Below are 21,200 nucleotides of genomic sequence, written 5' to 3' on the forward strand. Positions count from 1 at the left end.
CTGGGGAGCTGGGGAGAAGAATAACACCATAACAATCCCCTTGTCCCCTTGTCCCCTTGTCCCCTTGTCTCCCTATTCCTGATTCCCACAGCGGCGCACCGAACATTGAGGGGCAATATACCAAGCCCCTCCCCGATTACCCTTCAAATTGCATTGTTCGATTGGTCCTGCACCATTAGACTCTACATAAATACCCTGTTCTTGGTTGCGATTAATCCTACACTGGTGAATTGTGGCATTACCGCCATTTTTAATAGTCACTCCTGCTCCAGTATTGCCAACAATCTGGCAGTCTGCGATTGTTGCCTCACTAGACTTAGCGATAAATACTCCCTCTTGTTTCATTCCCTGAATTTTGCAGCGTCGGAGGGTAGGGTTGCCGCCTTTCATAATCTGCACGCCGCTATCGTGATTTAAAATATCGCAGTCTTCTACTAGCCCTCTACCCTTGCGACTCACCAAAATCCCGGATTCAGCCCCATCCTGAATTTGACAATGGCGAATTTGGGGGTTAGCGGTAGCACCGTGGATGTAGATGCAGGCAATACCTGTAGAGGTAATCGTGCAGTTTTCGAGAATTAATTGTCCTTTAGGAAGAGCGATCGCATAGGGGTAGAATAGGACTTGACTGATTAAACGACCGATAAAACCAGCCCGGTGTAAATTACTCCACTCCCGGTGGCGCAGGGTCAAACCTTTAACCGTTGCTTTCTCTGCCTGCATGGTAATACAGGGTCGGTACTGACTTTCAATAATAATATCCTCCGGCTGCCCATCTCCGATAATCTCTACATCTTTATCAATAGTCAAATGTTCTCGGTAGAAACCAGGGCGCACCCAGATGCGAGTACCCGGTTCAGCGTTTTTAATGGCGGCTCTTATCGTTTTGTAGTTCGCTGCACCCAATTTGGCGACTATCAGTTCGGGTTTGGCTGTCGGTGACGGATGAGTAGGAACAGTTAAGGGGATGGGAGAGGAACTAGAATTAATTGCTGCGGCTTGCAATTCATAGACTACTTCAGCCACTGATTGATAGCGGTGATTGGTGGCACCTGCGAGCATTTTATCGAGAATGCGAGTGAGGGTATCACTGAGTGGAGTGCTGAGGTAATCTTGCCACACCCAAATCCCTTGATCAAACGAGTATAAATCAAAGGGGTCTTTTTGGGTCAGGAGGTGGACGCAGGTAACGCCCAGGCTGTAGATATCGCTGGCAAATACCGCTTTTCCGGCTGCTTGTTCGGGAGCTGTATATCCGGCACTACCAATTACTGTTCCCGTTACGGATATGGCAGTTCTGGGTGCTAACTTAGACGCTCCAAAATCGACGAGAACGAGTTGTCCTTCTGGGAAGGGAATTAATGTGGGTGAGGGAGATGGGGGGGGAAAGCGTTGGATAATATTCTCGGGTTTGATATCCCGGTGAATGATGTTTTCTTTATGGACGAATTGCAAGACAGGCAACAAGTCGTTGAGTAGCTCGATGATTTGGGCTTCGCTGAAGGAGCCAGTTTGGGTGAGTTTTTGGGCTAAGTTCTGCCCTTCAATAAACTCTTGCACTAAATACTGACAATTTTCTTCCTCAAAATGCGCTAGGAGTTCGGGAATTTGGGGATGCTTGCCCAACTCATCAAGGCGCACGGCTTCTTGTTCAAAGAGTTCGGCAACTTTTTGGGCGTTGCGATCGCCCTGAGCTTGGGGGGAAAATTGTTTAATAACGCAGTAGGGTTTCGAGGGTTTGTATTCATCGACGGCTAAAAAGGTTCTGCCGAAACCCCCTTGACTAATAGGCTGGATGGGGTGGTAGCGATCGCCCAGCAGCAATTTTGCCCCACAACTTTGACAAAACCGTGTCCCATTTTGGTTTTGGGGATGTTGGCACGCAAGGCTGAGGCAGTAACTCATCGGCGGCTGGCATAGAGCGATCGATTCCGATCATACTGGCTTTACGGGTTTCTAGGCTTGATGGGCTGCTTTAGATCTTGATAAATTTCCGCAATTGAGTCGGCAGGAGATTGCAGCAATGTTTGGATTGAGTGAGTTGGTTGGATAGGCAGGGTGAGCATCCTTCAATGGTTTGATAAAATTCAGCCCGGAGTTTAAACTCCGGGCTAATAGCTTAAGTCCACGCTTTGTGGACTGAAAGCGTTACTGAGTCCTCTTTAGAGGACTTTTGCTATTAGCCAGGGAATTGATTCCCTGGCGGATGAGACTTGATGCAGATTACTGGCGTGGCTTGTTTGCAGGTGGATTGCCTACAATTACTTTAACTAGGATAGCGATCGCCATAATCGTCCAAAAGGTGCTGTCACCTTGAAAGGACGGAGGCGAGAGCGGTTGCGTGAGGATTTCGGTGATAGGTTGGGCTGTAGTTTGAGTCATTCTTGTATTTCCTCGAATTTATTACAGCTCAATCCTAAAGGTGAGTTCCTTTCAATCGGAAGGTTGAAAATGTTCCACGGGTTGAAATTCAACGGTTGAATTTTAGATGTACAAGCCTAGAGAATCTAAGTTATTTGGATTAGCTTTAAAACAGTTGCTGGATGAAAGGAACCTGAGTCAGCGCCAGTTTGCAAAACAAGCAGGATTAACAACTGATTACGTTAGTAAACTGGTTAATGGTGGAATTGCTGAACCAAGGCAAAAGACTCTTGGTAAAATTGCCAAGGGTTTAGGGATGATTGAGCAAGAGCTACTGGAATACATTGCTCAATACGGTAATTCTGAAGCCGAAAAAACAATATCCGCTCCTCCTGGTTTACCTGAAAGTGAAGAGGCGATCACCAAGCCGCGCCGAGAATCAGTAGAGCCAGTTAAGGCATTGGCAAGTCAGCTGAGTTTCCAGCAGAAAGTAGACTACACACGGATGCAAAATTTATTGAAAGACGAGAAATGGCGAGAGGCGGATAAGGAAACTTTGGCTGTGATGCTAAAAATCTCTGGTAGAGAGCAGGAAGGCTGGCTTACTACAGAACATATCGAAAATTTTCCTTGCCAAGACTTGCAGACTATTGACCAACTTTGGAAAAAGTACTCAAATGAACGCTTCGGCTTGAGTATTCAGAAACGTATTTGGGAGAGCGTTGGAGGTACTCCTGATGCCGACTATAGAACGGTTTGTTACTTTGGCAATCATGTAGGATGGCGCAGATCAGGGCGTTGGCTGAGTTATGGAAATCGCACCTTCAACCATTTATCTCCAAAGGGACATCTGCCTTACTTGTGCTTTCAAATCAAATTGCCGGATTTAAATCTGCTTGAGTTTGCAGAACTCTTTAATTTTGAGGAAGGGCTAGAACGTGTCCGTGATTTTGGAGTGAATCGTCTCTTTAATCTTGTACAGAAATGTAGCCTGTAAAGCCTAAGAGTTAAGTTTATAGTCTAATTAACGCCAATACAACCACTTTGAGAGTGATCGTAATACCCCCAAACTTGCCAGAAGCGGTTATTGCTTACCTACTCGCCCTCAGATTGCGATCGCATCGGTCCAAATTCATCCGGCAAATCCTCAATCGAGATCCCTAGCTCTCTACATAACGCTTTAACTTGTGGAATCGTTGGTCTAGGTGTTGCCTCACCAGTTTCCCAACGCACGTATGTCCGCAGAGGAATACTACACCGTCTCGACAGCTCCTCTTGCGTCAAATTTAGCTTTTCTCTCAGTGTCTTTAACGGTGACTCACCTTCTAATGGTTGTTTTTTGGTCATGGGGTTGTTTGCTGCCACGTCAACATGACACCTTGACAAGAGCCACTTAGACATGACACGATGTCATATTAGAAACGATAACAATGGTCAAGCAACTGAAAAGCTGCTTTACAGCTCGTTAGTTGCCCTTCCAATTTCAGCACAGAATAAAAGACCAGCCGACTTAAACAGCCCCGTCTGGATACAGCGTGGCTGACTGGTCTTTCCTTTTCAGTGTCTCATCTTAAACAAATATCCATGAAAAAATCCAAAGCGACCGAAGCTCATCGCGTCGCCACAGACGTTGCTGCCCTAAAAACCGCCCTCAAAAAACAGGGCTACATCACCCGCAAGCGCCCTAAACAAGCCGCTTGGACAATTACCCCCCTCAATCACAGAGGAACTGGCAGAAAAACCGAGGAGTGCTACCTCCTAACCTACCAACCCTCCCCCATCAGCGCTTGGGTACTTCATCCCCAAACCAACGAACCCCAGCGCCAAACCCTCCTCAACATCATTCAACGCACATTAGCCAAACAACCTACCCTCACCGCCAATTAAAGTCTCATGAACTACAAACAACAACTTTTCCCCTGGTGCATTATCAACCCCCTGCCCAATATGCACACCCGCATCGTCGGACGCTTTCGCTGCCGAAGTAACGCCGAGGGACACCTGCAAGTCCTCCGCCGTCTGATTCCTACCCTTTCCTTCGAGATTATGTTCGACGTGACACCAAAAGACACTGATTCAGAAGACAATCCAGAGACACCCCAATGACTACTCTCTTTCGCCGCCTCCTAACCCATTACTCCAGTAGCCAATCAAACAACTCTCCAACAGTCAAATTAAACTCTTCAGCAAACTCTGGAACTGCTCAAGCAATTAAATCTCCCTTGATTGAGCAGCATTACAACCGACTGGGTAAGCTGACTTGTAGGTGTTAGACCGCTTGCCAAACCAACTGTAACGATTATCGCGCACTTGCTCGTAGGTGCGATCGCCAGCCCATTTCATCCCCGGCATTGCCCGATAAGCCGAGACAAACACATCTCCCATGGGCAGCAAACGCCCAATTTCCTCTGCCGCATCGCTTCCCTGCCAACGGCGCTCTGGTAAAGAGGCATCGATTAAAATCATACCCATTTCACAGTCTTGGGGTGTGATCCCAAAATTGGCACAAGTGGTTTCATCCTGCATTGGCAGGTAGTCAAATTGCTGTCCCTTATCCAGGTTTTCTAATAGCTGTACTAGAGTCACGCACAGGTTGCAGTTGCCGTCGTAAATAACGTGGTATTTCATAAAAATTGTGGTTGTCTTGGCAAAAGGATATCTCCATTTTTAACGCCGCAACACGGGTAAAAACAAAATTCCTGGTATTTTCCGGATCAACTCCTCCAGCCTGCGAACAAAGCACCACAATTAATTAATTCCGATGAGCGAATAAAAAAGGTTCTTCCCTAAAACCGCGAACTTCAAAAGCTCATCGTCAGGAGGGCAAGGCTGATGAACGTCCAATGGAAGAAGGTTATCATTAAAACTACGGTTTGGTTAGCCGCCGAGATCATATTGAATTTGCTCGGACTAGATAACCTCGCCGATTACAGTGAATTTCTCTACGAACACAACACTGGGGTGTTAAACGTGGTGTCTTCAGCTACAGTACTCTAATCGAATCGGTATGACAATAGGGGTTTAAACACTAAAGGGCAGCAATGGGTCTGTCAACAAGGCTACTACATGAAACCCCGAATCATTGTCTGTGGCTTGGGTCGCACTGGATATAAGATTTTTTGCCTACTGAGGCAGCAGGGAGCTGCTGTTGTGGGGATTAGCGATCGCCTGCTTCCCGGTGATGGACATCATGTGATAACTGGAGATTTACGGGCGGCATCTACGCTCTTAGCCGCAGGAATTCAGGATGCTCAAACCCTGATCCTTACTTCTAGCGATGATGCCCTGAATCTGGCAATCTTAACTCAAGCTCGAATTCTGAATCCGAGGGTTCAGATCATCAATCGGCTGTTCAATACAAGTCTAGGCGATCGCTTGGATCAGATTTTACCCAACCATGTCAGCATGAGTGTTGCATCCTTGGCAGCACCTGTATTTGCTTTTGCAGCAATGGGCAATCGAGCGATTGGGCAGTTACGACTATTCAATCAAACCTGGCCCATTCACGAAGAATACATTTACGACACCCATCCATGGATCGGACGCCCCTTGAGTGACTTGTGGGAAGAGCGATCGCGGATGCTAATCTATTACCTACCCGTCAAAGGTCAGGTAAATTTGATTTCTGCCGTAGTTCAAGGGCAAACCTTGCAAGCAGGCGATCGCCTCATCGTTGGCACCCAACCCAGTACTCGCAGCCGTCGGAATTCTTGGCTACGAAAACTGCTCAAAGTTATTACCAACCTGCGACAATTTCGGCGACACGGGCAACCCATTGTTGTGGGGACGCTTCTGCTGCTTGTCACGATTCTGATAGCGACAGGCACCTACGTTAGCGTTAATTTAAATACCTCATTTGTTGATGCTCTCTATTTTTCCGTCGGCATGATTACGGGTGCTGGGGGCCAAGAGAAAGTGGCAGAACAAGCTCCCGACAGTATAAAGGTGTTTACATCGGTCATGATGCTAGTGGGGGCTGGTGTGATTGGTATTTGCTATGCCCTCTTCAATGATTTTCTTTTGGGAACTCGTTTCAACCAGTTTTGGGATGCTGCCCGTGTGCCTAACCGCAACCATTACGTCATCTGCGGACTCGGAGGCACTGGGGTGCAAATTGTCAATCAACTCCATACCAACGGCTACGAAGTGGTGGTGCTTGAACGCGATCCTAATAACCGCTTTTTGGGTACTGCCCGTTCCTTGGGGGTGCCAGTGATTGTAGGAGATGCCAGTTTAGGAACAACTCTAGAAGCCGCTAACATTCACAAAGCCGAAGCGCTGTTAGCCGTGACGAGTAACGACATGACTAATGTTGAGATTAGTCTGAGTGCTAAAGCCCTAGCTTCCAATTTACCCATTGTCGTGCGCAATAATGACCCCCAATTTGCAAGTGGTGTGCAAAAGGTTTTTAATTTTGAAGTGGTGCTGAGTCCTACAGAATTGGCAACCCCTTCTTTTGCGGCGGCTGCTTTGGGCGGACGAATTTTAGGGAATGGGATGACTGGTGATACCCTGTGGGTTGCTTTGGCTATGCTGATTACTGCTGCCCATCCTTTCTGCGGACGCCGTGTTAAGGATGTAAGTATGGATGCTGATTTCGTACCGCTGTATATTGAAACTCAATTCCAAACCATCCACGGCTGGGACTTATTAGAAATAGCGTTGTCTGGAGGCGATATTTTATATTTAACGATGCCAGCCAATCAACTCGAGCAATTGTGGCGAGTGACACCCTCTAAGTTGTTGGCAAGTTGAATAGCCCTCTTCTGTCAGACTCCGAAAAATGGGGATCAAATCCTGATTATTGCGTTAGGTGTAGTTGGCTGTAATGACGGAAATTCATCAGAATTTCGGAAAGTGACAGAAGAGGGATAAGTTATCTCGCAGGATAGAACCCTATTTGCTGTAGGATAGGTTTCTTGCGCTTTAAGCTAAAACATAACAACACTACGAATCGACTCTCCTTTATGCATCAAATCAAACCCCTCATTAATTTGCTCTAAAGGCATGACATGAGTGATTAAATCATCTATATTAATCTTACCTTCCATGTACCAATCCACAATTTTAGGAACATCAGTGCGTCCTCTTGCACCTCCAAAGGCGGTTCCTTTCCAAACCCGTCCCGTAACTAATTGAAAGGGACGAGTGCTGATTTCTTCACCCGCACCAGCAACTCCGATAATGACACTAACACCCCAACCTTTATGGCAGCATTCTAAAGCTTGGCGCATGACTTTTACATTACCAATGCACTCGAAGCTGTAATCTGCACCACCTTTGGTTAAATCTACTAAGTAGGGAACTAAATCACCCTCGACTTCCTGGGGATTCACAAAATCAGTCATGCCGAACTTTTCCGCCAATGCTTTCTTTGACGGATTGAGATCAACGCCAACAATTTGACTAGCACCCACCATCCGCGCCCCTTGGATGACGTTTAAACCAATTCCCCCCAGGCCAAACACCACAACTCTAGAACCAGGTTCGACTTTGGCGGTGTTGATGACAGCACCAATACCTGTAGTCACGCCGCAGCCAATGTAACAAACTTTATCAAAGGGGGCATCGTTCCGAATTTTAGCAACGGCAATTTCTGGCAGTACGGTATAGTTGGCAAAGGTAGAGGTTCCCATGTAGTGATGGAGCATTTTGCCATTAACGGAGAAGCGACTACTGCCATCGGGCATTACCCCTCGTCCTTGGGTTGTGCGAATTGCTTGACACAGATTGGTTTTGAAACTCAAACAATACTCACAATTTCGGCATTCGGGAGTGTAGAGCGGAATCACATGATCACCCGGTTTTAGGCTGGTAACACCTTCTCCCACTTCGACAACGACACCTGCACCTTCATGTCCTAGGATAGCGGGAAAGAGTCCTTCTGGGTCTTTTCCTGAGAGAGTATAGGCATCGGTATGGCAGATACCCGTGGCTTTAATTTCTACTAGCACCTCGCCAGCTTTGGGTTCTTCTAGTTGAACGGTTTCGATAGTTAACGGTTTGCCTGCTTCGTAAGCGACTGCGGCTCTGACTTCCACGTTATCCTTCTCCTGTCTGATGGCATCAACGGACTCATATTACACCTGGGGGTAGTAGGAACGGGAGTGGGGAGTGGGAATTTCTAATTATCGACTACTTACTGAGCAGATGGGAAAATATTATCAGCAATAAAGACAGGCTGATTTTTATAGTCTTTTTCTAGCTTTCGTTTCAGTTCCAAATCTCCAGCTAAATTGTAATCCCTTTCAATATCAGCTACGATTAACGGGCGAATTTCACCCGTTACTACAACAGTTTCGCCTTCATTAATCGGTCGTGCGGGTGCTGACATACCCAATACTAGTAACTCTTCTTCATCAAGGGTAAAGGCATTGGCACCCAAAATTTCTCCAACTTCACCCTCTACAAGGATGGGCTGATTGTAGAACAAACGCGGATTTTCACGGATTGCTTCGGGTTCTGGTGCTAAAGCCAGGGATTTAGCAATAATCACAGGTTGGTTTTCATAGTCTGTATAGGTATACTGACTGGGCTGCAAGTCTAAATTAAAATCTCTTTCAACTTCAGCGATTTTAAAATTACGAACTTCACCCGTTACTTGAATGGATATGTTTTCCTTATTGTTGGGAATGTTAAACGGTCTACCTGTAGCATTCACAATCAAAATTTCATCACGATCAAAAAGCTGTTCATCAGTAACCATCGTGAAGGCATTTTGACCCACCATTTCTGTGGTAAAACCTCTCACTGTGACACTCTCACCGGCAATGGCGGTTGTCTCATTAACCACTTCTGCCGCCGTGATATTTTCCTTCGGTAGAACGGCTTTCTGAGTATCAGTACAAGCTGGAATTAGGATAGAGGCTAGTGCTAGGGCAATTACACCTTGAGGAAGGCTTTTGGAGTAGTTTTTATTAGGAGGGTAGTTAAGCATGGATTAAATTATTTTAGGTTTTACTTTTAATTGAAAAAAAATAACAAGACGAACGCCTCTCTCTATAGGGAAGCGCTCGCTATTTCTAAGGGGAGATTTTTCAAACTACGCCGTGTTGCTTGGTTTGCCAATTATTTCTCTCCCCCTTCAACAGCCTATTCAGCGGATGGATAGACAGTATCAGCAATGAGAACAGGTTTGTTGGTGTACTCCGCTTCTAGGTTTTTTTGTAGCTCCAAATCCCAGGTTAAATCGTAGTCTCTCTCAATTTCGGCAATCACAAAGGGGCGAACTTGACCTGTTACCACAACTGTTTCACCTTCTTCAATGGCTTGTGCGGGTGCGGCTACGGTTAAAACGGGTAAATCTTCCTCATCGAAGGTAAAGGTATTTGCTCCCCAAATTTCTTCGACTTCACCTTCAACGGCAATAGGTTGACCGTAGAATAGACTAGGGTTCTCGCTGATTTCTTCGGGTTCCGGCGCTAGGGCAATGGAGTCAGCGACGATCGCAGGTTTGTTTTCGTAGTCTGTATCTGCCTGCAAGTCTAAATCGAATTCTTCTTCAAATTCAACGACTTTAAACTGGCGCACCTCGCCTGTGACTTGCACTTTGATGTCGTTGTCTTCGGGGAGAACAAAAGGCTGTCCTGAAGTATTTACAACCAGGATTTCGTCCCCTTCAAAAAATTGATCCTCTGTGATGGTAAAGGTAACATTATCAACCATTCTGCCAGCGTTACCTCGGATGGTTACTGTTTGACCGATTAGTTCTTCTGGTTGCTCTTCAACGTCCTCGGCAGTAACGTTTTCTTCAGTTTCAGGGGCTACTGCTTCGGGTTGAGTGGTAACGCAACCCGGAAGAAGTATAGCCATTAGTGCTACGGTGATAGCACTTGCAGCAGGGCGGTTGTGATAAAATTTATGTAACATTCCTTTCTCTCCTCTATATCAATATCAGCCATAGTTTGGCAGTGGCAGGAATGGCCATACCAGTTAGGCAAGCGTGTCCAATCTGATGGACTTAGTTTTGACGCTCTTAATGATTCATTGAACAGCAAGGAAAGAGCGATCGCATCTGTCTGTTGAGATAGCGCTCGCCTCCCATCAGGAAGAGATTTCTGAGGGGAGGCGCTTATTTCGCTACTTCTGGGAGTGCTGATGGATAAACATCATTAACCACAAGTACAGGTTTTTGGGTGTATTCGGCTTCTAATTTTTTTTGTAGATCCAAATCCCAAGTTAAATCGTAATCTCTCTCAATATCGGCAAGAACAAACGAGCGCAGTACACCAGTAGCGACAACCTCTTCATCCTCCTGGATGGCTCTTGTTGGATTCGCAACCAAGACTAGTAAATCATCGTCACCAAACAAATCGTTCTCATCCATTCTAAAAACAGTCGGAGAGACAATCTCTTCAACTTCACCTTTCACGGCAATGGTTTGGTTATAGAAGGCAGTAGGATTTTCAGCGACTTCCTCGACTTCAGGTGCTAAAGCGATAGATTGGGCGATGAGGGCTGGTTTATCTTCGTATTCGACGTACAACTCTTCATCTAAGTCCAAATCGTAGTCTCTTTCGATATCTGCGACGACAAACTTAGCCACTTTACCTGTTACCTGAAGTTCTGTGTCTTCAGGGAGAACGCTGGGTTCGCCAGAAGCATTCAAAACCAGAATGCTTTCACCGCTCAAAAATTCCTCATCACTAATCGTGAAGGCAGCCGGACCGACTTTTTCTACAACCTCGCTTCTCACCGTTACTTCTTGACCGAGCAAGTCGTCCGTCTCCTCTGCAACGTCCTCGGCGGTGACGTTCTCTTCCGCTTCCGGAACAGTTGTTTGACAAGCCGGAAGCAACAGAGCCATTAAAGCTAGGGCAATCGCACCTGTAGAAATGCTACCAAGACTAGCAGGGCTGTTGCCATAGGATTGTTTTACCATTCCTCATATCTCCTTATAAGTACATCCTGGCAGTGGTAAGCATTGCTTCATCTGCCATTGGAGCATTTTGTCTAATCTGAAGATTGAATTTTGATGCTCTAAGCTCCTATTCAACAGCAAGAAAAAAGCGATCGCATCTATCTGGGGACTTGTGCTCGTCTCTATCGGAGTGGAGATTTTGTTGAGGTCAGAGATCCCACTACGGTAATTGAACCCTAGAGATGCTACCAGAACACGATGTAATTTATCCTGCTTAATACAAGTGTGATTGAGAGTGAAGGGTCAACGATGCAACTTCAAGATAAGGTAAAAGCGTCTCAGGTGCAAGAAGCGATCGCAAAAAGCCAAAACTACCTTCTTTCTACCCAACACCCCCAAGGATACTGGTGGGCAGAGTTAGAGTCAAACGTCACAATTACCGCAGAAATCGTACTTCTGCACAAACTTTGGGGAACCGACAAAACACGCCCCCTGCATAAAGTAGAAACCTACCTGCGCCAGCAACAACGGGAACATGGCGGTTGGGAACTCTACTATGGCGATGGCGGCGAACTTAGCACCTCAGTAGAAGCATACATGGCGCTAAAGTTACTGGGTGTACCCAAAACTGACTCAGCCATGGTACAGGCGCGTGAATTTATCCTGAAACGGGGCGGTATCAGCAAGACGCGCATTTTCACCAAGATGCACCTAGCCCTTATCGGCTGTTACAACTGGCGGGGGCTTCCCTCCATTCCCCCTTGGATTATGTTACTGCCAGAGTCGTTCCCCATCTACGAGATGTCCAGTTGGGCGAGAGGGAGTACCGTTCCTCTGATTATCGTCTTTGACAAAAAGCCAGTCTTTCCCATAAATCCGGCAATTACCCTAGATGAACTCTATACCGAGGGAGTCAGTACCATTCGGTATGAGTTACCCCGCAATAACGATTGGACAGATATCTTTGTTCTCTTAGATGATGCCTTTAAATTTGCCGAAGACTATAGTTTAGTACCGTTTCGGGACGAAGGACTTAAAGCCGCAGAACAGTGGGTGCTAGAACGCCAAGAACCAACAGGAGACTGGGGCGGTATTATTCCAGCAATGCTGAACTCGCTTTTAGCACTGCGTACCCTCAATTACAATCCAGCCGATCCCATTGTAGAACGGGGGTTGCAGGCAGTCGATCGCTTTGTTATTGAAACCGAGGATAACTATCGGGTGCAGCCTTGTATTTCCCCCGTATGGGATACCGCTTTAGTCATGCGCGGTTTGGTTGATTCGGGACTGTCTCCCAATCATCCCGCCTTGGTGAAAGCCGGAGAATGGTTATTAGACAAGCAAATTCTCGACTCTGGGGATTGGGCAGTCAAGAATAAAACCGGAAAACCTGGGGCGTGGGCGTTTGAATTTGACAATCGGTTTTATCCCGATGTGGACGATTCAGCGGTTGTGGTGATGGCATTGCAGGCAGTAGAGTTACCGAATGAGGACTTGAAACAGCAAGCAAGCGATCGCGCTATAGCTTGGATAGCCTCAATGCAATGTCAGGATGGCGGTTGGGCAGCCTTTGATCTAAATAATAATGCTGATTGGCTCAATCAACTGCCCTATGGCGATCTTAAAGCTATGATTGACCCTAATACTGCTGATGTTACCGCCCGTGTACTAGAAATGGTAGGGCGTTGTTTGGCAGATAAAACAAAATCCCTTCTTCCCCACTCCCTACTCCCTACTCCCTACTCCCCATTCCCCATTAACTCGCAACGTCTGAATCAAGCCCTAGCCTATCTAAGTCAAGAACAAGAATCTGTTGGTTGCTGGTTTGGTCGTTGGGGGGTTAATTATATTTATGGAACCAGTAGCGCCTTGGTTGCCCTATCGTTAATTGCACCTCACTCTCACCAATTAGCGATCGCAAAAGGTGCAAAATGGTTAATTAGCTGTCAAAATCCTGACGGGGGTTGGGGCGAGACGTGTAAAAGTTATGATAATCCAGCCCTGAAAGGACAGGGAGACAGTACGGCATCTCAAACGGCTTGGGCATTAATTGGTTTAATGGCAGCAGCCGATGTAGAACTGCAAGATTTCGCCTCTCTACACTCATCAATTGAACGAGGTGTCAACCACCTTCTAGAAACTCAGCAACCCGATGGCACCTGGGATGAACGGTATTTTACAGGCACAGGTTTTCCCTGTCACTTCTATCTGAAATACCATCTCTATCAACAACATTTTCCTTTAACCGCTTTAGGTCGCTATCAAGCTACAGGTTACATCAAATCCGTTTAATCTGATACCCAGCAGTTCAGATCCCCGACTTCTCTAAGAAGTCGGGGATCTCGTCTATCCTCGTCTATTCTGATGTAGAGACGTTGCATACAACATCTCTACTCTCCAGATGCCAACTACGATGCTAAATGCCAAAAGATTCTTCCGGTGAGTCGTTCGCTTCTCTACGAAGATTTTCAATGACTCCCGTCACCCAACCACAACTTGTCTTCTGGCTGAGTCTAAGCCTTATCATTCCGATTATCTACGGAATTCAATCCCTCCAGTTTACCTTTAGCCACGAATACATTATTCCAGACGATGGGCGACAGCACGTCTTTTGGATGCAACGGTTTATTGATCCAGATTTATTTCCTCACGATTTAATTGCTGATTATTTTCAATCGGTTGTGCCCCCAGGATACACGCTGTTCTATCGGCTGTTCGCTGGGATAGGTATCGAACCGCTGCTGCTGAATAAAGTTTTACCGACAATTTTAGGATTAATTGCTACAGGTTATTGTTTTGGTATCAGCCTGCAATTTTTACCAGTTCCTGGGGCTGGATTTATTACAGCATTATTGCTCAATCAGGTTTTGTGGATTGAAGATGACTTAATTTCAGCCACACCGAGAGCCTTTGCTTATCCGTTGTTTCTGGCTTTCTTACACTACTTGCTACGGGGTGCTCTATTACCGTGTCTGGCATCAATTGCTCTGTTAGAACTGTTTTATCCTCAAATAGCATTAGTCGCATTAGCCATTTTGACACTGCGACTGTTATCTCGATACCGTCAAGGGTTGCAATTTTCTCCAGATGGGCTAGATGACAGGTTGTGGGTGACTGGCTTATTCGTCGTAGCACTGATGTTGCTGCCCTACGCCTTACATTCTAATGAATTCAATCCACAAATTACCGTTGCCCAAGCTAAATTTCAACCTGTTTTTCATTATGGAGAAGGGGGACGTGCCTTTTTCTTTAGTAATAATCCGTTGTTATTTTGGCTGTTTGGACCTCGGAGTGGTTTATTATCCATTGGCATAGTTCCGCCAACCGTTTTAGCCGGATTGATGCTTCCAGTTTGGCTGAAAAATAAGAAGAAGTTTCCCTTAGCCAAACTCGTTTCTCAGCATATCGAGGTATTACCTCAAATTCTCTTGGCATCAATCGGATTATTCTTTCTCGCTCATGCACTTCTGTTCCGACTTCATCTTCCGAATCGATATATCTATGTTAGTTTTCGACTAACTTTAGTTCTGGCGGCGGGTATTGCTTTAACGCTGTGGTTAGACGTTAAGCTCAGAACGGTTCGTCAACAAATCAAAGTTGGTTTAACACGGCGACAAGTCCTATCGTTAGGAGTCACTCTTCTTGTTGTACTCGTGTTGATTCTCGTACCATTTTTTCCGCAAATAAACCGACCGAATCAACTGTACGTCGTGGGCAAAGAGCCAGAGTTATATAAGTTTTTACAACAACAGCCAAAAGATATACTAATTGCCTCTATTTCTGAAGAAGCTAGTAATATTCCGACTTTTGCTAGACGATCCATATTAGTGGGCAGCGAGTATAGTTTACCTTACCACTTGGGATACTACGAACAATTTCGCCAACGGGCGCAAGACTTGATTAAGGCTCAATATAGTTCTAATTTTGGTCAAATAGAGGATTTTATTACAACCTATGGCGTAGAGTTTTGGTTACTCGATCGCAATGCATTTGAGCCGGATTATGTTGCTAACCAAAGTTTGATTCAGCAGTTTATGTTAAAATCAACCGTTCTTGCCGCACTACAACGAGAAAAACCATCAATTTTATCGACTATCACCCCAGAGTGTTCAGTTCTAGAAACAGAACACCTTATTTTATTAAAGGCAACCTGTATTATTAAAAGAATTGGAAATTGAACCAAAAAGTCAAGGTTTTTTTCAACAAAAACCCTACGGATTAAATGGAATCACCTACATGAATGAAAACCGCAGGCGATTATTTTTGAGAGTCTAATCGAGTTTCAAGGCATTGACTGGCACTTCCTCCCAAGAACTAACGGTTCTCAGACGCGCCTCCCAACCGGCTGATTTTTGCATATCGGTTAAATTTGCCTCGAAAGACTCGTGGCACTCTTGAGCTTGCTTTTCGTTGCAACAAGCAATGCACGAGTAAATTAAACCCGATGGATCGATCTGTTCATTTACCCAAATCATCATGATGCTCTCCTGGCAAACCTGAAAGGAATGAATTCAACTGTTAAGTAGATCTACTTACCTTTTTACAGGGGAAGACTACCTACGGCAAGGGATAAAATACACTTGTTGACAATTCACTCGTAGCGGAGTGAGGTAAATCCCGGAAGTTCTTGCTCTTCCCCCCTACTCCCTACTCCCTACTCCCTACTCCCTACTCCCTACTCCCTACTCCCTACTCCCTACTCCCTACTCCCTACTCCCTACTCCCTACTCCCTACTCTCCCTTAAACCTGATTCCTGGTTTGCTAGTTGAGGCAGAGAATCGCCCATAACTCGGCAAATGCGCCAGTCTGGTAAGACGGTAGCGCCCATGTACTCGTAAAAAGCGATCGCAGATTCATTCCAGTCTAGAACTGCCCACTCCAGACGTCCACAATCGCGATCTAGGGCTAACTGAGCAATATACACCAACATTGCCTTCCCAATGCCTTGGCGTCGAAATTCGGGGAGAACAAACAAGTCTTCAATGTAGAGTCCTGGCTTAGTCAAAAATGTGGAGTAGTTGTGGAAAAACAGAGCAAATCCCACAGCTTGCCCCCCAGATTGTACCAAAATTGCCTCAGCGTAAGGTTTTGCACCAAATAAGTGTTCCTTGAGAGCCTCTCCATTACCCGTGACGACATGGGAGAGTTTTTCGTAATCTGCCAGTGCCTGAATTAACATCAACAGCACAGGTACATCAGTCGGTGTTGCAGGTCGTAGAGTAAACTCAGCCATAGATTAATTGATTTTGAGCAGTTGTCATTGGTCATTACTACAGGACTACAGGCAAATGACCAATGACTAATAACTCCTTTAATGCAACCATCCTTGCAGGCGTCGGGCAACTTGGGGACGACGCAGCTTGCGCATGGCTTTGCTTTGAATCTGACGCACTCGTTCGCGGGAGAGATTGAATATACTGCCAACTTCTTCTAAGGTGTAGGCTTCAGAGCTGACTAAACCATAGCGTAGAGAGATGACATCTTTTTCTCGCTCGGTGAGTACGTCACTCAAAACGTCCCAAATCTCTTGGCGCATCATGGATTCATTCATCTGCTGTTCGGGCAACCGCAGCTCGTTGTCTTCGAGCAGATCTACGAGTTCGGTATCTTCCCCTTTACCAACTCGGTGATTGAGTGAGAGCGATCGCCTCCGCAACTGTAGCAACTGGCGCAAATTACTCCGGCTAATTTCTAGAGCTTCTGCCAGTTCAGTTTCACTAGGATTGCGTTGCAGTTTTTGCTTCAAGTCGCGCTGGGCTTTCTTGAGTTTATTGAGCTTTTCAACAATGTGAATCGGCAAGCGGATGGTACGGGCATCATTGGCAATTGTGCGGGTAATCGCCTGACGAATCCACCAGTAGGCGTAGGTGGAAAATTTATAACCTTTTTGGGGATCGAATTTTTCAGCAGCACGATTGAGTCCTAATGCCCCTTCTTGAATTAAATCCAGGAAAGGAACACCCCGGTTGAGATAGCGTTTGGCAATAGAAACGACCAAGCGCAAGTTCGAGCGAATCATTTTACGCTTGGCTACCCGACCGCGATAGAGACGATTTTCTAATTGACGTTCTGTCAAATTCAGGGCTTGTGCCAATTCAGACTGAGTTGACTTGCGCCCCAACTCATCGTGCAAAAGTTCTTGAAGCTGTTCGACTTCTACCAAGAATTGAACGTTATTGGCTAACTCTACCTCTTCTTCCGGCTTGAGTAGTGGGTAACGCGCCATTTCTTTAAAAAAAGCACCCACCGTATCATCGGAGTTCGTTTTGCGATAGCCTGATGGACGACCTGTAGCTTGTTCACCCTCTGATTCTGAAAATTCCACTTCCACGAGATTTAAGTTTGTTGCCTCTATCTCGGTGTTGTTATCGTGAGAAAAATCCAAATCTTCTGTAAACTTCAAATTATCGGTTTGGTTCAATTGTGCAATAGTCATAGTCGGGTCTGAGTAGTGAGTGTTATGGAAGATTGCGATTGAGTTGCCCTAAGGTCAAAACTTGGTTTTCAACAACGACTGTGGCTACTTAACTTTGGGGCTACTTAATTTTGGGATTCATAAGGTAAAGATGGATCAAGGGGGATAAGAACAATAACGGCAAATCCCTCGAACTCGATGGATATACCTTATAGGATTAGAAAATACTGATTTTAAGGCTACCAGAAGCAATTTGGCTAGTTGTTACCCTGATTACAAATTGTTTAGCGATATTGGTATAAGAAGCATGATGATAAATCATCATAAGCTACAGGCATAGCATCTCATAAACTTGAGGGTTTGCCTCTCTACCAATAGTCGGAAATATAGAATTTTTGTAGTCAGACAGCGGTTTTCCAGGATTCCCATTAATATTCACAGATGAGAAGTAAAAATATAGGAGGATGAGCCTGTGACTAGAGACACTCTCGTGAAAAATGCCTCAATTCCAGCCGAGTCAGCATCAGCGATGCCGATTCCCTACGAATCCACTGAATTTGATACCCATGTAATGGCGACCTATGGTCGCTTTCCCATTGCCCTGGAACGGGGAGTTGGCTGCCGTGTCTGGGACACTTCCGGGCGTGACTATCTCGATTTTGTGGCTGGAATTGCTACCTGTACCCTTGGTCATGCTCACCCTGCCTTAATTGAAACCGTGACGCGGCAAATTCAAACGCTGCACCATGTTTCCAATTTGTACTACATCCCCAACCAGGGGGAATTAGCCAAGTGGCTGGTTGAGCATTCCTGCGCCGATCGAGCATTTTTCTGCAATTCTGGAGCTGAGGCAAACGAAGGCGCTATCAAACTGGCACGAAAATACGCCCACACGGTGCAAGAGATTGAAAAGCCAATGATTGTAACTGCCAAAGCCAGTTTTCACGGGCGAACCCTAGCCACCATTACTGCCACCGGTCAACCAAAGTATCAGAAAAACTTCGACCCCTTAATGCCAGGGTTTTTCTATGTTCCCTACAACGATATTCGGGCGATGGAAGCTGCGGTGACAGAACTAGATGAAGGCGACCAACGGGTGACAGCGATTATGTTGGAAGCTTTGCAAGGAGAAGGCGGTGTTCGTCCGGGAGAGTTGGAGTATTTTCTGCGGTTGCGAAAAATCTGTGATGAGACAGGCATCCTGCTGATTATGGATGAAGTACAGGTAGGGATTGGTCGTACCGGCAAATACTGGGGGTATGAGCATTTAGGGATTGAGCCGGATATTTTTACCAGTGCGAAAGGATTGGCAGGTGGCATTCCGATTGGGGCAATGATGTGCAAGACGTTCTGTGATGTGTTTGAACCGGGGGATCATGCCAGCACCTTTGGCGGCAACCCCTTAGCCTGTGCTGCCGCTCTCACTGTCGCTCAGACTTTGGAGCAGGATAATATTTTGCAAAATGTACAGGAACGGGGTGAGCAGTTGCGTGCTCGGTTAAGAGCGATCGCCCTAAAATATCCGAGTGTGTTTGTAGAAGTGCGGGGCTGGGGTTTAATTAATGGGCTGGAGTTGAGCGCTGAAACTGAACTGACGTCAGTGGATGTGGTGAAAGCAGCTATGGAGCGAGGCTTATTGCTGGTGCCAGCCGGTCCGAAGGTGGTTCGCTTTGTCCCCCCCCTGATTGTTTCAACTGAGGAAATCGAGGCAGCGGCTGAAGTTGTTGAAGGAGCGATCGCGGCTTTGGTATCTTGATTCGGCAGGGGCACTCTGGGTTAGGGTGCCCTATCAACATCTTGTTTAAATCGACTCCGGTTCTTGACCCGACACAACCGGCGCTGATACATTCAACTTCAACTCGGGATGGTCAGATTCTACCTGCTGCAAATTCCACTCATTTTTAAACAACAGCACCGGACGCCCCCAATTGTCCTTCACAACTACCGTATTGAACAACCGCCCTACTTCATTAAGAGCATCCCAACCCCCCGCTACCCAACGGGCAACACTGTAAGGCAGCATCTCCAACCGCGTCTCGACATTGTACTCGTTCTGCATTCGGAACTGCACCACTTCAAATTGCAACTGCCCCACCGCTGCTAAAATTGGGTCACGCTTCGACTCATCGGCTGAGTACATAATTTGTACAGCCCCTTCTTCTCGCAACTCTGTTACTCCTTTGTGGAATTGCTTGAACTTAGACGGGTTGGGATTTTTTAAATAAGCAAATAGTTCGGGAGAAAAGCAGGGAATTCCTTCGTACTCCAATCTCTTTCCGTTGTAAATCGTATCGCCGATCGCAAATACTCCGGGATTGTTCAACCCAATCACATCCCCCGCATAAGCCACATCAATCGATTCTCGCTCTTGGGCAAATAGTTTTTGAGGTCTTGACAAACGCACCGTTTTACCAGTTCGGGCATGGCTGACTATCATGTCTTTTTCAAACTTACCCGTGCAGACTCGCACAAACGCGATTCTATCCCGATGCTTTGGGTCCATATTCGCTTGCAGCTTAAAGACAAACCCGCTGAATTCTGGATAAGTTGGGGGAATTTCCCCTTCTGTAGACTTGCGGGCTTCGGGTTTAAGAGCATACTCCAGAAAGGCATCCAAAAACAGTTTGACGCCAAAGTTAGTCATCGCACTGCCAAAGAACACAGGGGTCATCTGACCCGTATGTACTCGTTCTAAATCCAAATCGGGACAGGCTCCTTCAAGGAGTTCTAACTCTTCTTTGAGTTGATAGTAAAGGTCTTGGTCTAATAACTCTTCAATTTTGGGATCGCCCAACTCCACAACTGTATCACTTGCCTCGCGACTGCCATGAGCAGTACGTTCAAACAGGTGAATTTGCTGGAGACGGCGGTCAAATACTCCCTGAAAGCGATCGCCCATGCCAATGGGCCAGTTAACCGCATAGGTTTGTAGCCCCAACTCCTGCTCAATTTCGTCCAGCAGTTCCAACGGTTCCCGCGCCGGACGGTCTAATTTGTTAATGAACGTAAAGATGGGGAGCGATCGCATCCGGCAGACTTCAAACAACTTCCGCGTCTGGGGTTCCAACCCCTTCGCCGCATCAATCAGCATCACTGCATTATCGGCTGCTGCCAGGGTGCGATAGGTATCTTCGCTGAAATCTTGGTGTCCTGGAGTGTCTAGCAAATTGATCTGGCGATTTCGATACTCAAACTGCAACACCGTCGAAGTAATCGAAATTCCCCGCTGCTGTTCCATTGCCATCCAGTCAGACGTCGCCTTGCGCTGCGCCCTCCGTGCTTTGACTGCACCCGCTTCGTGAATCGCCCCGCCGTATAGCAACAGTTTTTCCGTCAGCGTCGTTTTACCAGCATCAGGGTGGGAAATAATAGCAAAATTGCGTCGGTGTTCAACAGCAGTTTGCAGTTCAGACAGAAGTTCAGTGGACATCCAACAAGATTTATAGGAAACTCTTAAGCTTAACTCTAGCTAAAAATATCCCTAAATTCCAAACTCTAGGGGTGTGGGGAGACACAGAGATTTTTGAAGTTTACTCTTCTCCCCAGCTCCCCCGCTCCCCAGC

The 21,200-nt window shown here is 46.3% G+C and carries 20 protein-coding genes; 8 read left to right on the forward strand and 12 right to left on the reverse strand.

The genetic code is table 11. The annotated features are described in order from the left end of the window. Window positions 1-72 precede the first annotated feature (72 nt). On the reverse strand, window positions 73-1,905 hold the full coding sequence (locus IQ257_RS23170) for a right-handed parallel beta-helix repeat-containing protein (RefSeq protein WP_193877651.1): 1,833 nt from the start codon (window positions 1,903-1,905) through the stop codon (window positions 73-75). Window positions 1,906-2,223: 318 nt separating this feature from the next. After that, on the reverse strand, window positions 2,224-2,382 hold the full coding sequence (locus IQ257_RS23175) for a hypothetical protein (protein WP_193877649.1): 159 nt from the start codon (window positions 2,380-2,382) through the stop codon (window positions 2,224-2,226). Window positions 2,383-2,488: 106 nt separating this feature from the next. Here IQ257_RS23175 and IQ257_RS23180 point away from each other — a divergent pair, with 106 nt between their 5' ends. Beyond that, window positions 2,489-3,358, forward strand: coding sequence for a GUN4 domain-containing protein (locus IQ257_RS23180; RefSeq protein WP_193877647.1), 870 nt, complete (start codon window positions 2,489-2,491; stop codon window positions 3,356-3,358). Window positions 3,359-3,456: 98 nt separating this feature from the next. Here IQ257_RS23180 and IQ257_RS23185 read toward each other — a convergent pair whose 3' ends face one another. Continuing rightward, window positions 3,457-3,708, reverse strand: coding sequence for a helix-turn-helix transcriptional regulator (locus tag IQ257_RS23185; protein WP_193877645.1), 252 nt, complete (start codon window positions 3,706-3,708; stop codon window positions 3,457-3,459). A gap of 237 nt (window positions 3,709-3,945) precedes the next feature. Between IQ257_RS23185 and IQ257_RS23190 the strand changes: the two genes are divergently transcribed. Both IQ257_RS23190 and IQ257_RS23195 read left to right on the forward strand, forming a co-directional pair. Further along, the gene (locus tag IQ257_RS23190) at window positions 3,946-4,248 is read left to right on the forward strand and encodes a hypothetical protein (RefSeq protein WP_193877644.1); all 303 of its coding nucleotides are present in this window, start codon (window positions 3,946-3,948) and stop codon (window positions 4,246-4,248) included. Window positions 4,249-4,254: 6 nt separating this feature from the next. Beyond that, window positions 4,255-4,467 (forward strand): hypothetical protein, encoded by a 213-nt coding sequence (locus IQ257_RS23195; protein WP_193877642.1) that lies wholly within the window; start codon window positions 4,255-4,257, stop codon window positions 4,465-4,467. A 105-nt stretch (window positions 4,468-4,572) separates the two neighbouring features. Here IQ257_RS23195 and IQ257_RS23200 read toward each other — a convergent pair whose 3' ends face one another. Continuing rightward, the gene (locus IQ257_RS23200) at window positions 4,573-4,989 is read right to left on the reverse strand and encodes a thiol-disulfide oxidoreductase DCC family protein (RefSeq protein WP_193877640.1); all 417 of its coding nucleotides are present in this window, start codon (window positions 4,987-4,989) and stop codon (window positions 4,573-4,575) included. A gap of 204 nt (window positions 4,990-5,193) precedes the next feature. Here IQ257_RS23200 and IQ257_RS23205 point away from each other — a divergent pair, with 204 nt between their 5' ends. Next, window positions 5,194-5,358, forward strand: a complete 165-nt coding sequence (locus tag IQ257_RS23205; RefSeq protein ID WP_193877638.1) for a hypothetical protein — start codon at window positions 5,194-5,196, stop codon at window positions 5,356-5,358. Between the two features lie 69 nt (window positions 5,359-5,427). Beyond that, on the forward strand, window positions 5,428-7,116 hold the full coding sequence (locus tag IQ257_RS23210) for a potassium channel family protein (RefSeq protein ID WP_193877636.1): 1,689 nt from the start codon (window positions 5,428-5,430) through the stop codon (window positions 7,114-7,116). 176 nt (window positions 7,117-7,292) lie between these two features. On the opposite strand, the gene IQ257_RS23215 is transcribed toward IQ257_RS23210, so the two are convergent. From IQ257_RS23215 to IQ257_RS23230, 4 genes are all read right to left on the reverse strand, one after another. Beyond that, window positions 7,293-8,402, reverse strand: coding sequence for an S-(hydroxymethyl)glutathione dehydrogenase/class III alcohol dehydrogenase (locus IQ257_RS23215; protein ID WP_193877634.1), 1,110 nt, complete (start codon window positions 8,400-8,402; stop codon window positions 7,293-7,295). Window positions 8,403-8,500: 98 nt separating this feature from the next. Then, entirely contained in the window at window positions 8,501-9,298 is a 798-nt protein-coding gene (locus IQ257_RS23220) for a hypothetical protein (protein ID WP_193877632.1), read from the reverse strand. 155 nt (window positions 9,299-9,453) lie between these two features. Beyond that, window positions 9,454-10,230 (reverse strand): hypothetical protein, encoded by a 777-nt coding sequence (locus tag IQ257_RS23225; protein WP_193877630.1) that lies wholly within the window; start codon window positions 10,228-10,230, stop codon window positions 9,454-9,456. 202 nt (window positions 10,231-10,432) lie between these two features. Continuing rightward, on the reverse strand, window positions 10,433-11,242 hold the full coding sequence (locus IQ257_RS23230) for a hypothetical protein (protein WP_193877628.1): 810 nt from the start codon (window positions 11,240-11,242) through the stop codon (window positions 10,433-10,435). Window positions 11,243-11,530: 288 nt separating this feature from the next. On the opposite strand from IQ257_RS23230, the gene shc reads away from it, so the two are divergent. After that, window positions 11,531-13,513, forward strand: a complete 1,983-nt coding sequence (gene shc / locus IQ257_RS23235; RefSeq protein WP_193877626.1) for a squalene--hopene cyclase — start codon at window positions 11,531-11,533, stop codon at window positions 13,511-13,513. Between the two features lie 179 nt (window positions 13,514-13,692). Then, window positions 13,693-15,399, forward strand: coding sequence for a hypothetical protein (locus tag IQ257_RS23240; protein ID WP_193877624.1), 1,707 nt, complete (start codon window positions 13,693-13,695; stop codon window positions 15,397-15,399). A 93-nt stretch (window positions 15,400-15,492) separates the two neighbouring features. On the opposite strand, the gene IQ257_RS23245 is transcribed toward IQ257_RS23240, so the two are convergent. The 3 genes from IQ257_RS23245 to IQ257_RS23255 all read right to left on the reverse strand — a co-directional run bounded on the left by IQ257_RS23245 (window position 15,493) and on the right by IQ257_RS23255 (window position 17,658). Then, complete coding sequence (locus IQ257_RS23245; RefSeq protein ID WP_193877623.1) at window positions 15,493-15,699, reverse strand: glycogen debranching protein; 207 nt, start codon at window positions 15,697-15,699, stop codon at window positions 15,493-15,495. A gap of 246 nt (window positions 15,700-15,945) precedes the next feature. Continuing rightward, window positions 15,946-16,455, reverse strand: coding sequence for a GNAT family N-acetyltransferase (locus IQ257_RS23250; protein ID WP_193877621.1), 510 nt, complete (start codon window positions 16,453-16,455; stop codon window positions 15,946-15,948). A 78-nt stretch (window positions 16,456-16,533) separates the two neighbouring features. Further along, complete coding sequence (locus tag IQ257_RS23255) at window positions 16,534-17,658, reverse strand: RNA polymerase sigma factor, RpoD/SigA family (protein WP_193877619.1); 1,125 nt, start codon at window positions 17,656-17,658, stop codon at window positions 16,534-16,536. A gap of 508 nt (window positions 17,659-18,166) precedes the next feature. Here IQ257_RS23255 and IQ257_RS23260 point away from each other — a divergent pair. Beyond that, window positions 18,167-19,393, forward strand: coding sequence for an aspartate aminotransferase family protein (locus IQ257_RS23260; protein ID WP_228060956.1), 1,227 nt, complete (start codon window positions 18,167-18,169; stop codon window positions 19,391-19,393). Window positions 19,394-19,438: 45 nt separating this feature from the next. Here IQ257_RS23260 and prfC read toward each other — a convergent pair whose 3' ends face one another. Beyond that, on the reverse strand, window positions 19,439-21,067 hold the full coding sequence (gene prfC / locus IQ257_RS23265; RefSeq protein ID WP_193877615.1) for a peptide chain release factor 3: 1,629 nt from the start codon (window positions 21,065-21,067) through the stop codon (window positions 19,439-19,441). Between the last annotated feature and the right edge of the window lie 133 nt (window positions 21,068-21,200).

This window comes from Coleofasciculus sp. LEGE 07092 (genome assembly GCF_015207375.1).
In the GTDB taxonomy this organism is placed as follows: domain Bacteria; phylum Cyanobacteriota; class Cyanobacteriia; order Cyanobacteriales; family Coleofasciculaceae; genus LEGE-07092.

What these genes read in the sequence shown, in the direction of transcription:
- IQ257_RS23200 (WP_193877640.1), bottom strand. Translation starts at nt 4,989, where the DNA reads ATGAAATACCACGTTATTTACGACGGCAACTGCAACCTGTGCGTGACT.
- IQ257_RS23220 (WP_193877632.1), bottom strand. Translation starts at nt 9,298, where the DNA reads ATGCTTAACTACCCTCCTAATAAAAACTACTCCAAAAGCCTTCCTCAA.
- IQ257_RS23245 (WP_193877623.1), bottom strand. Translation starts at nt 15,699, where the DNA reads ATGATGATTTGGGTAAATGAACAGATCGATCCATCGGGTTTAATTTAC.
- IQ257_RS23260 (WP_228060956.1), top strand. Translation starts at nt 18,167, where the DNA reads ATGCCGATTCCCTACGAATCCACTGAATTTGATACCCATGTAATGGCG.
- IQ257_RS23210 (WP_193877636.1), top strand. Translation starts at nt 5,428, where the DNA reads ATGAAACCCCGAATCATTGTCTGTGGCTTGGGTCGCACTGGATATAAG.
- IQ257_RS23250 (WP_193877621.1), bottom strand. Translation starts at nt 16,455, where the DNA reads ATGGCTGAGTTTACTCTACGACCTGCAACACCGACTGATGTACCTGTG.
- IQ257_RS23195 (WP_193877642.1), top strand. Translation starts at nt 4,255, where the DNA reads ATGAACTACAAACAACAACTTTTCCCCTGGTGCATTATCAACCCCCTG.
- IQ257_RS23255 (WP_193877619.1), bottom strand. Translation starts at nt 17,658, where the DNA reads ATGACTATTGCACAATTGAACCAAACCGATAATTTGAAGTTTACAGAA.
- IQ257_RS23205 (WP_193877638.1), top strand. Translation starts at nt 5,194, where the DNA reads ATGAACGTCCAATGGAAGAAGGTTATCATTAAAACTACGGTTTGGTTA.
- IQ257_RS23175 (WP_193877649.1), bottom strand. Translation starts at nt 2,382, where the DNA reads ATGACTCAAACTACAGCCCAACCTATCACCGAAATCCTCACGCAACCG.
- IQ257_RS23230 (WP_193877628.1), bottom strand. Translation starts at nt 11,242, where the DNA reads ATGGTAAAACAATCCTATGGCAACAGCCCTGCTAGTCTTGGTAGCATT.
- prfC (WP_193877615.1), bottom strand. Translation starts at nt 21,067, where the DNA reads ATGTCCACTGAACTTCTGTCTGAACTGCAAACTGCTGTTGAACACCGA.
- IQ257_RS23225 (WP_193877630.1), bottom strand. Translation starts at nt 10,230, where the DNA reads ATGTTACATAAATTTTATCACAACCGCCCTGCTGCAAGTGCTATCACC.
- IQ257_RS23240 (WP_193877624.1), top strand. Translation starts at nt 13,693, where the DNA reads ATGACTCCCGTCACCCAACCACAACTTGTCTTCTGGCTGAGTCTAAGC.
- shc (WP_193877626.1), top strand. Translation starts at nt 11,531, where the DNA reads ATGCAACTTCAAGATAAGGTAAAAGCGTCTCAGGTGCAAGAAGCGATC.
- IQ257_RS23180 (WP_193877647.1), top strand. Translation starts at nt 2,489, where the DNA reads ATGTACAAGCCTAGAGAATCTAAGTTATTTGGATTAGCTTTAAAACAG.
- IQ257_RS23185 (WP_193877645.1), bottom strand. Translation starts at nt 3,708, where the DNA reads ATGACCAAAAAACAACCATTAGAAGGTGAGTCACCGTTAAAGACACTG.
- IQ257_RS23170 (WP_193877651.1), bottom strand. Translation starts at nt 1,905, where the DNA reads ATGAGTTACTGCCTCAGCCTTGCGTGCCAACATCCCCAAAACCAAAAT.
- IQ257_RS23190 (WP_193877644.1), top strand. Translation starts at nt 3,946, where the DNA reads ATGAAAAAATCCAAAGCGACCGAAGCTCATCGCGTCGCCACAGACGTT.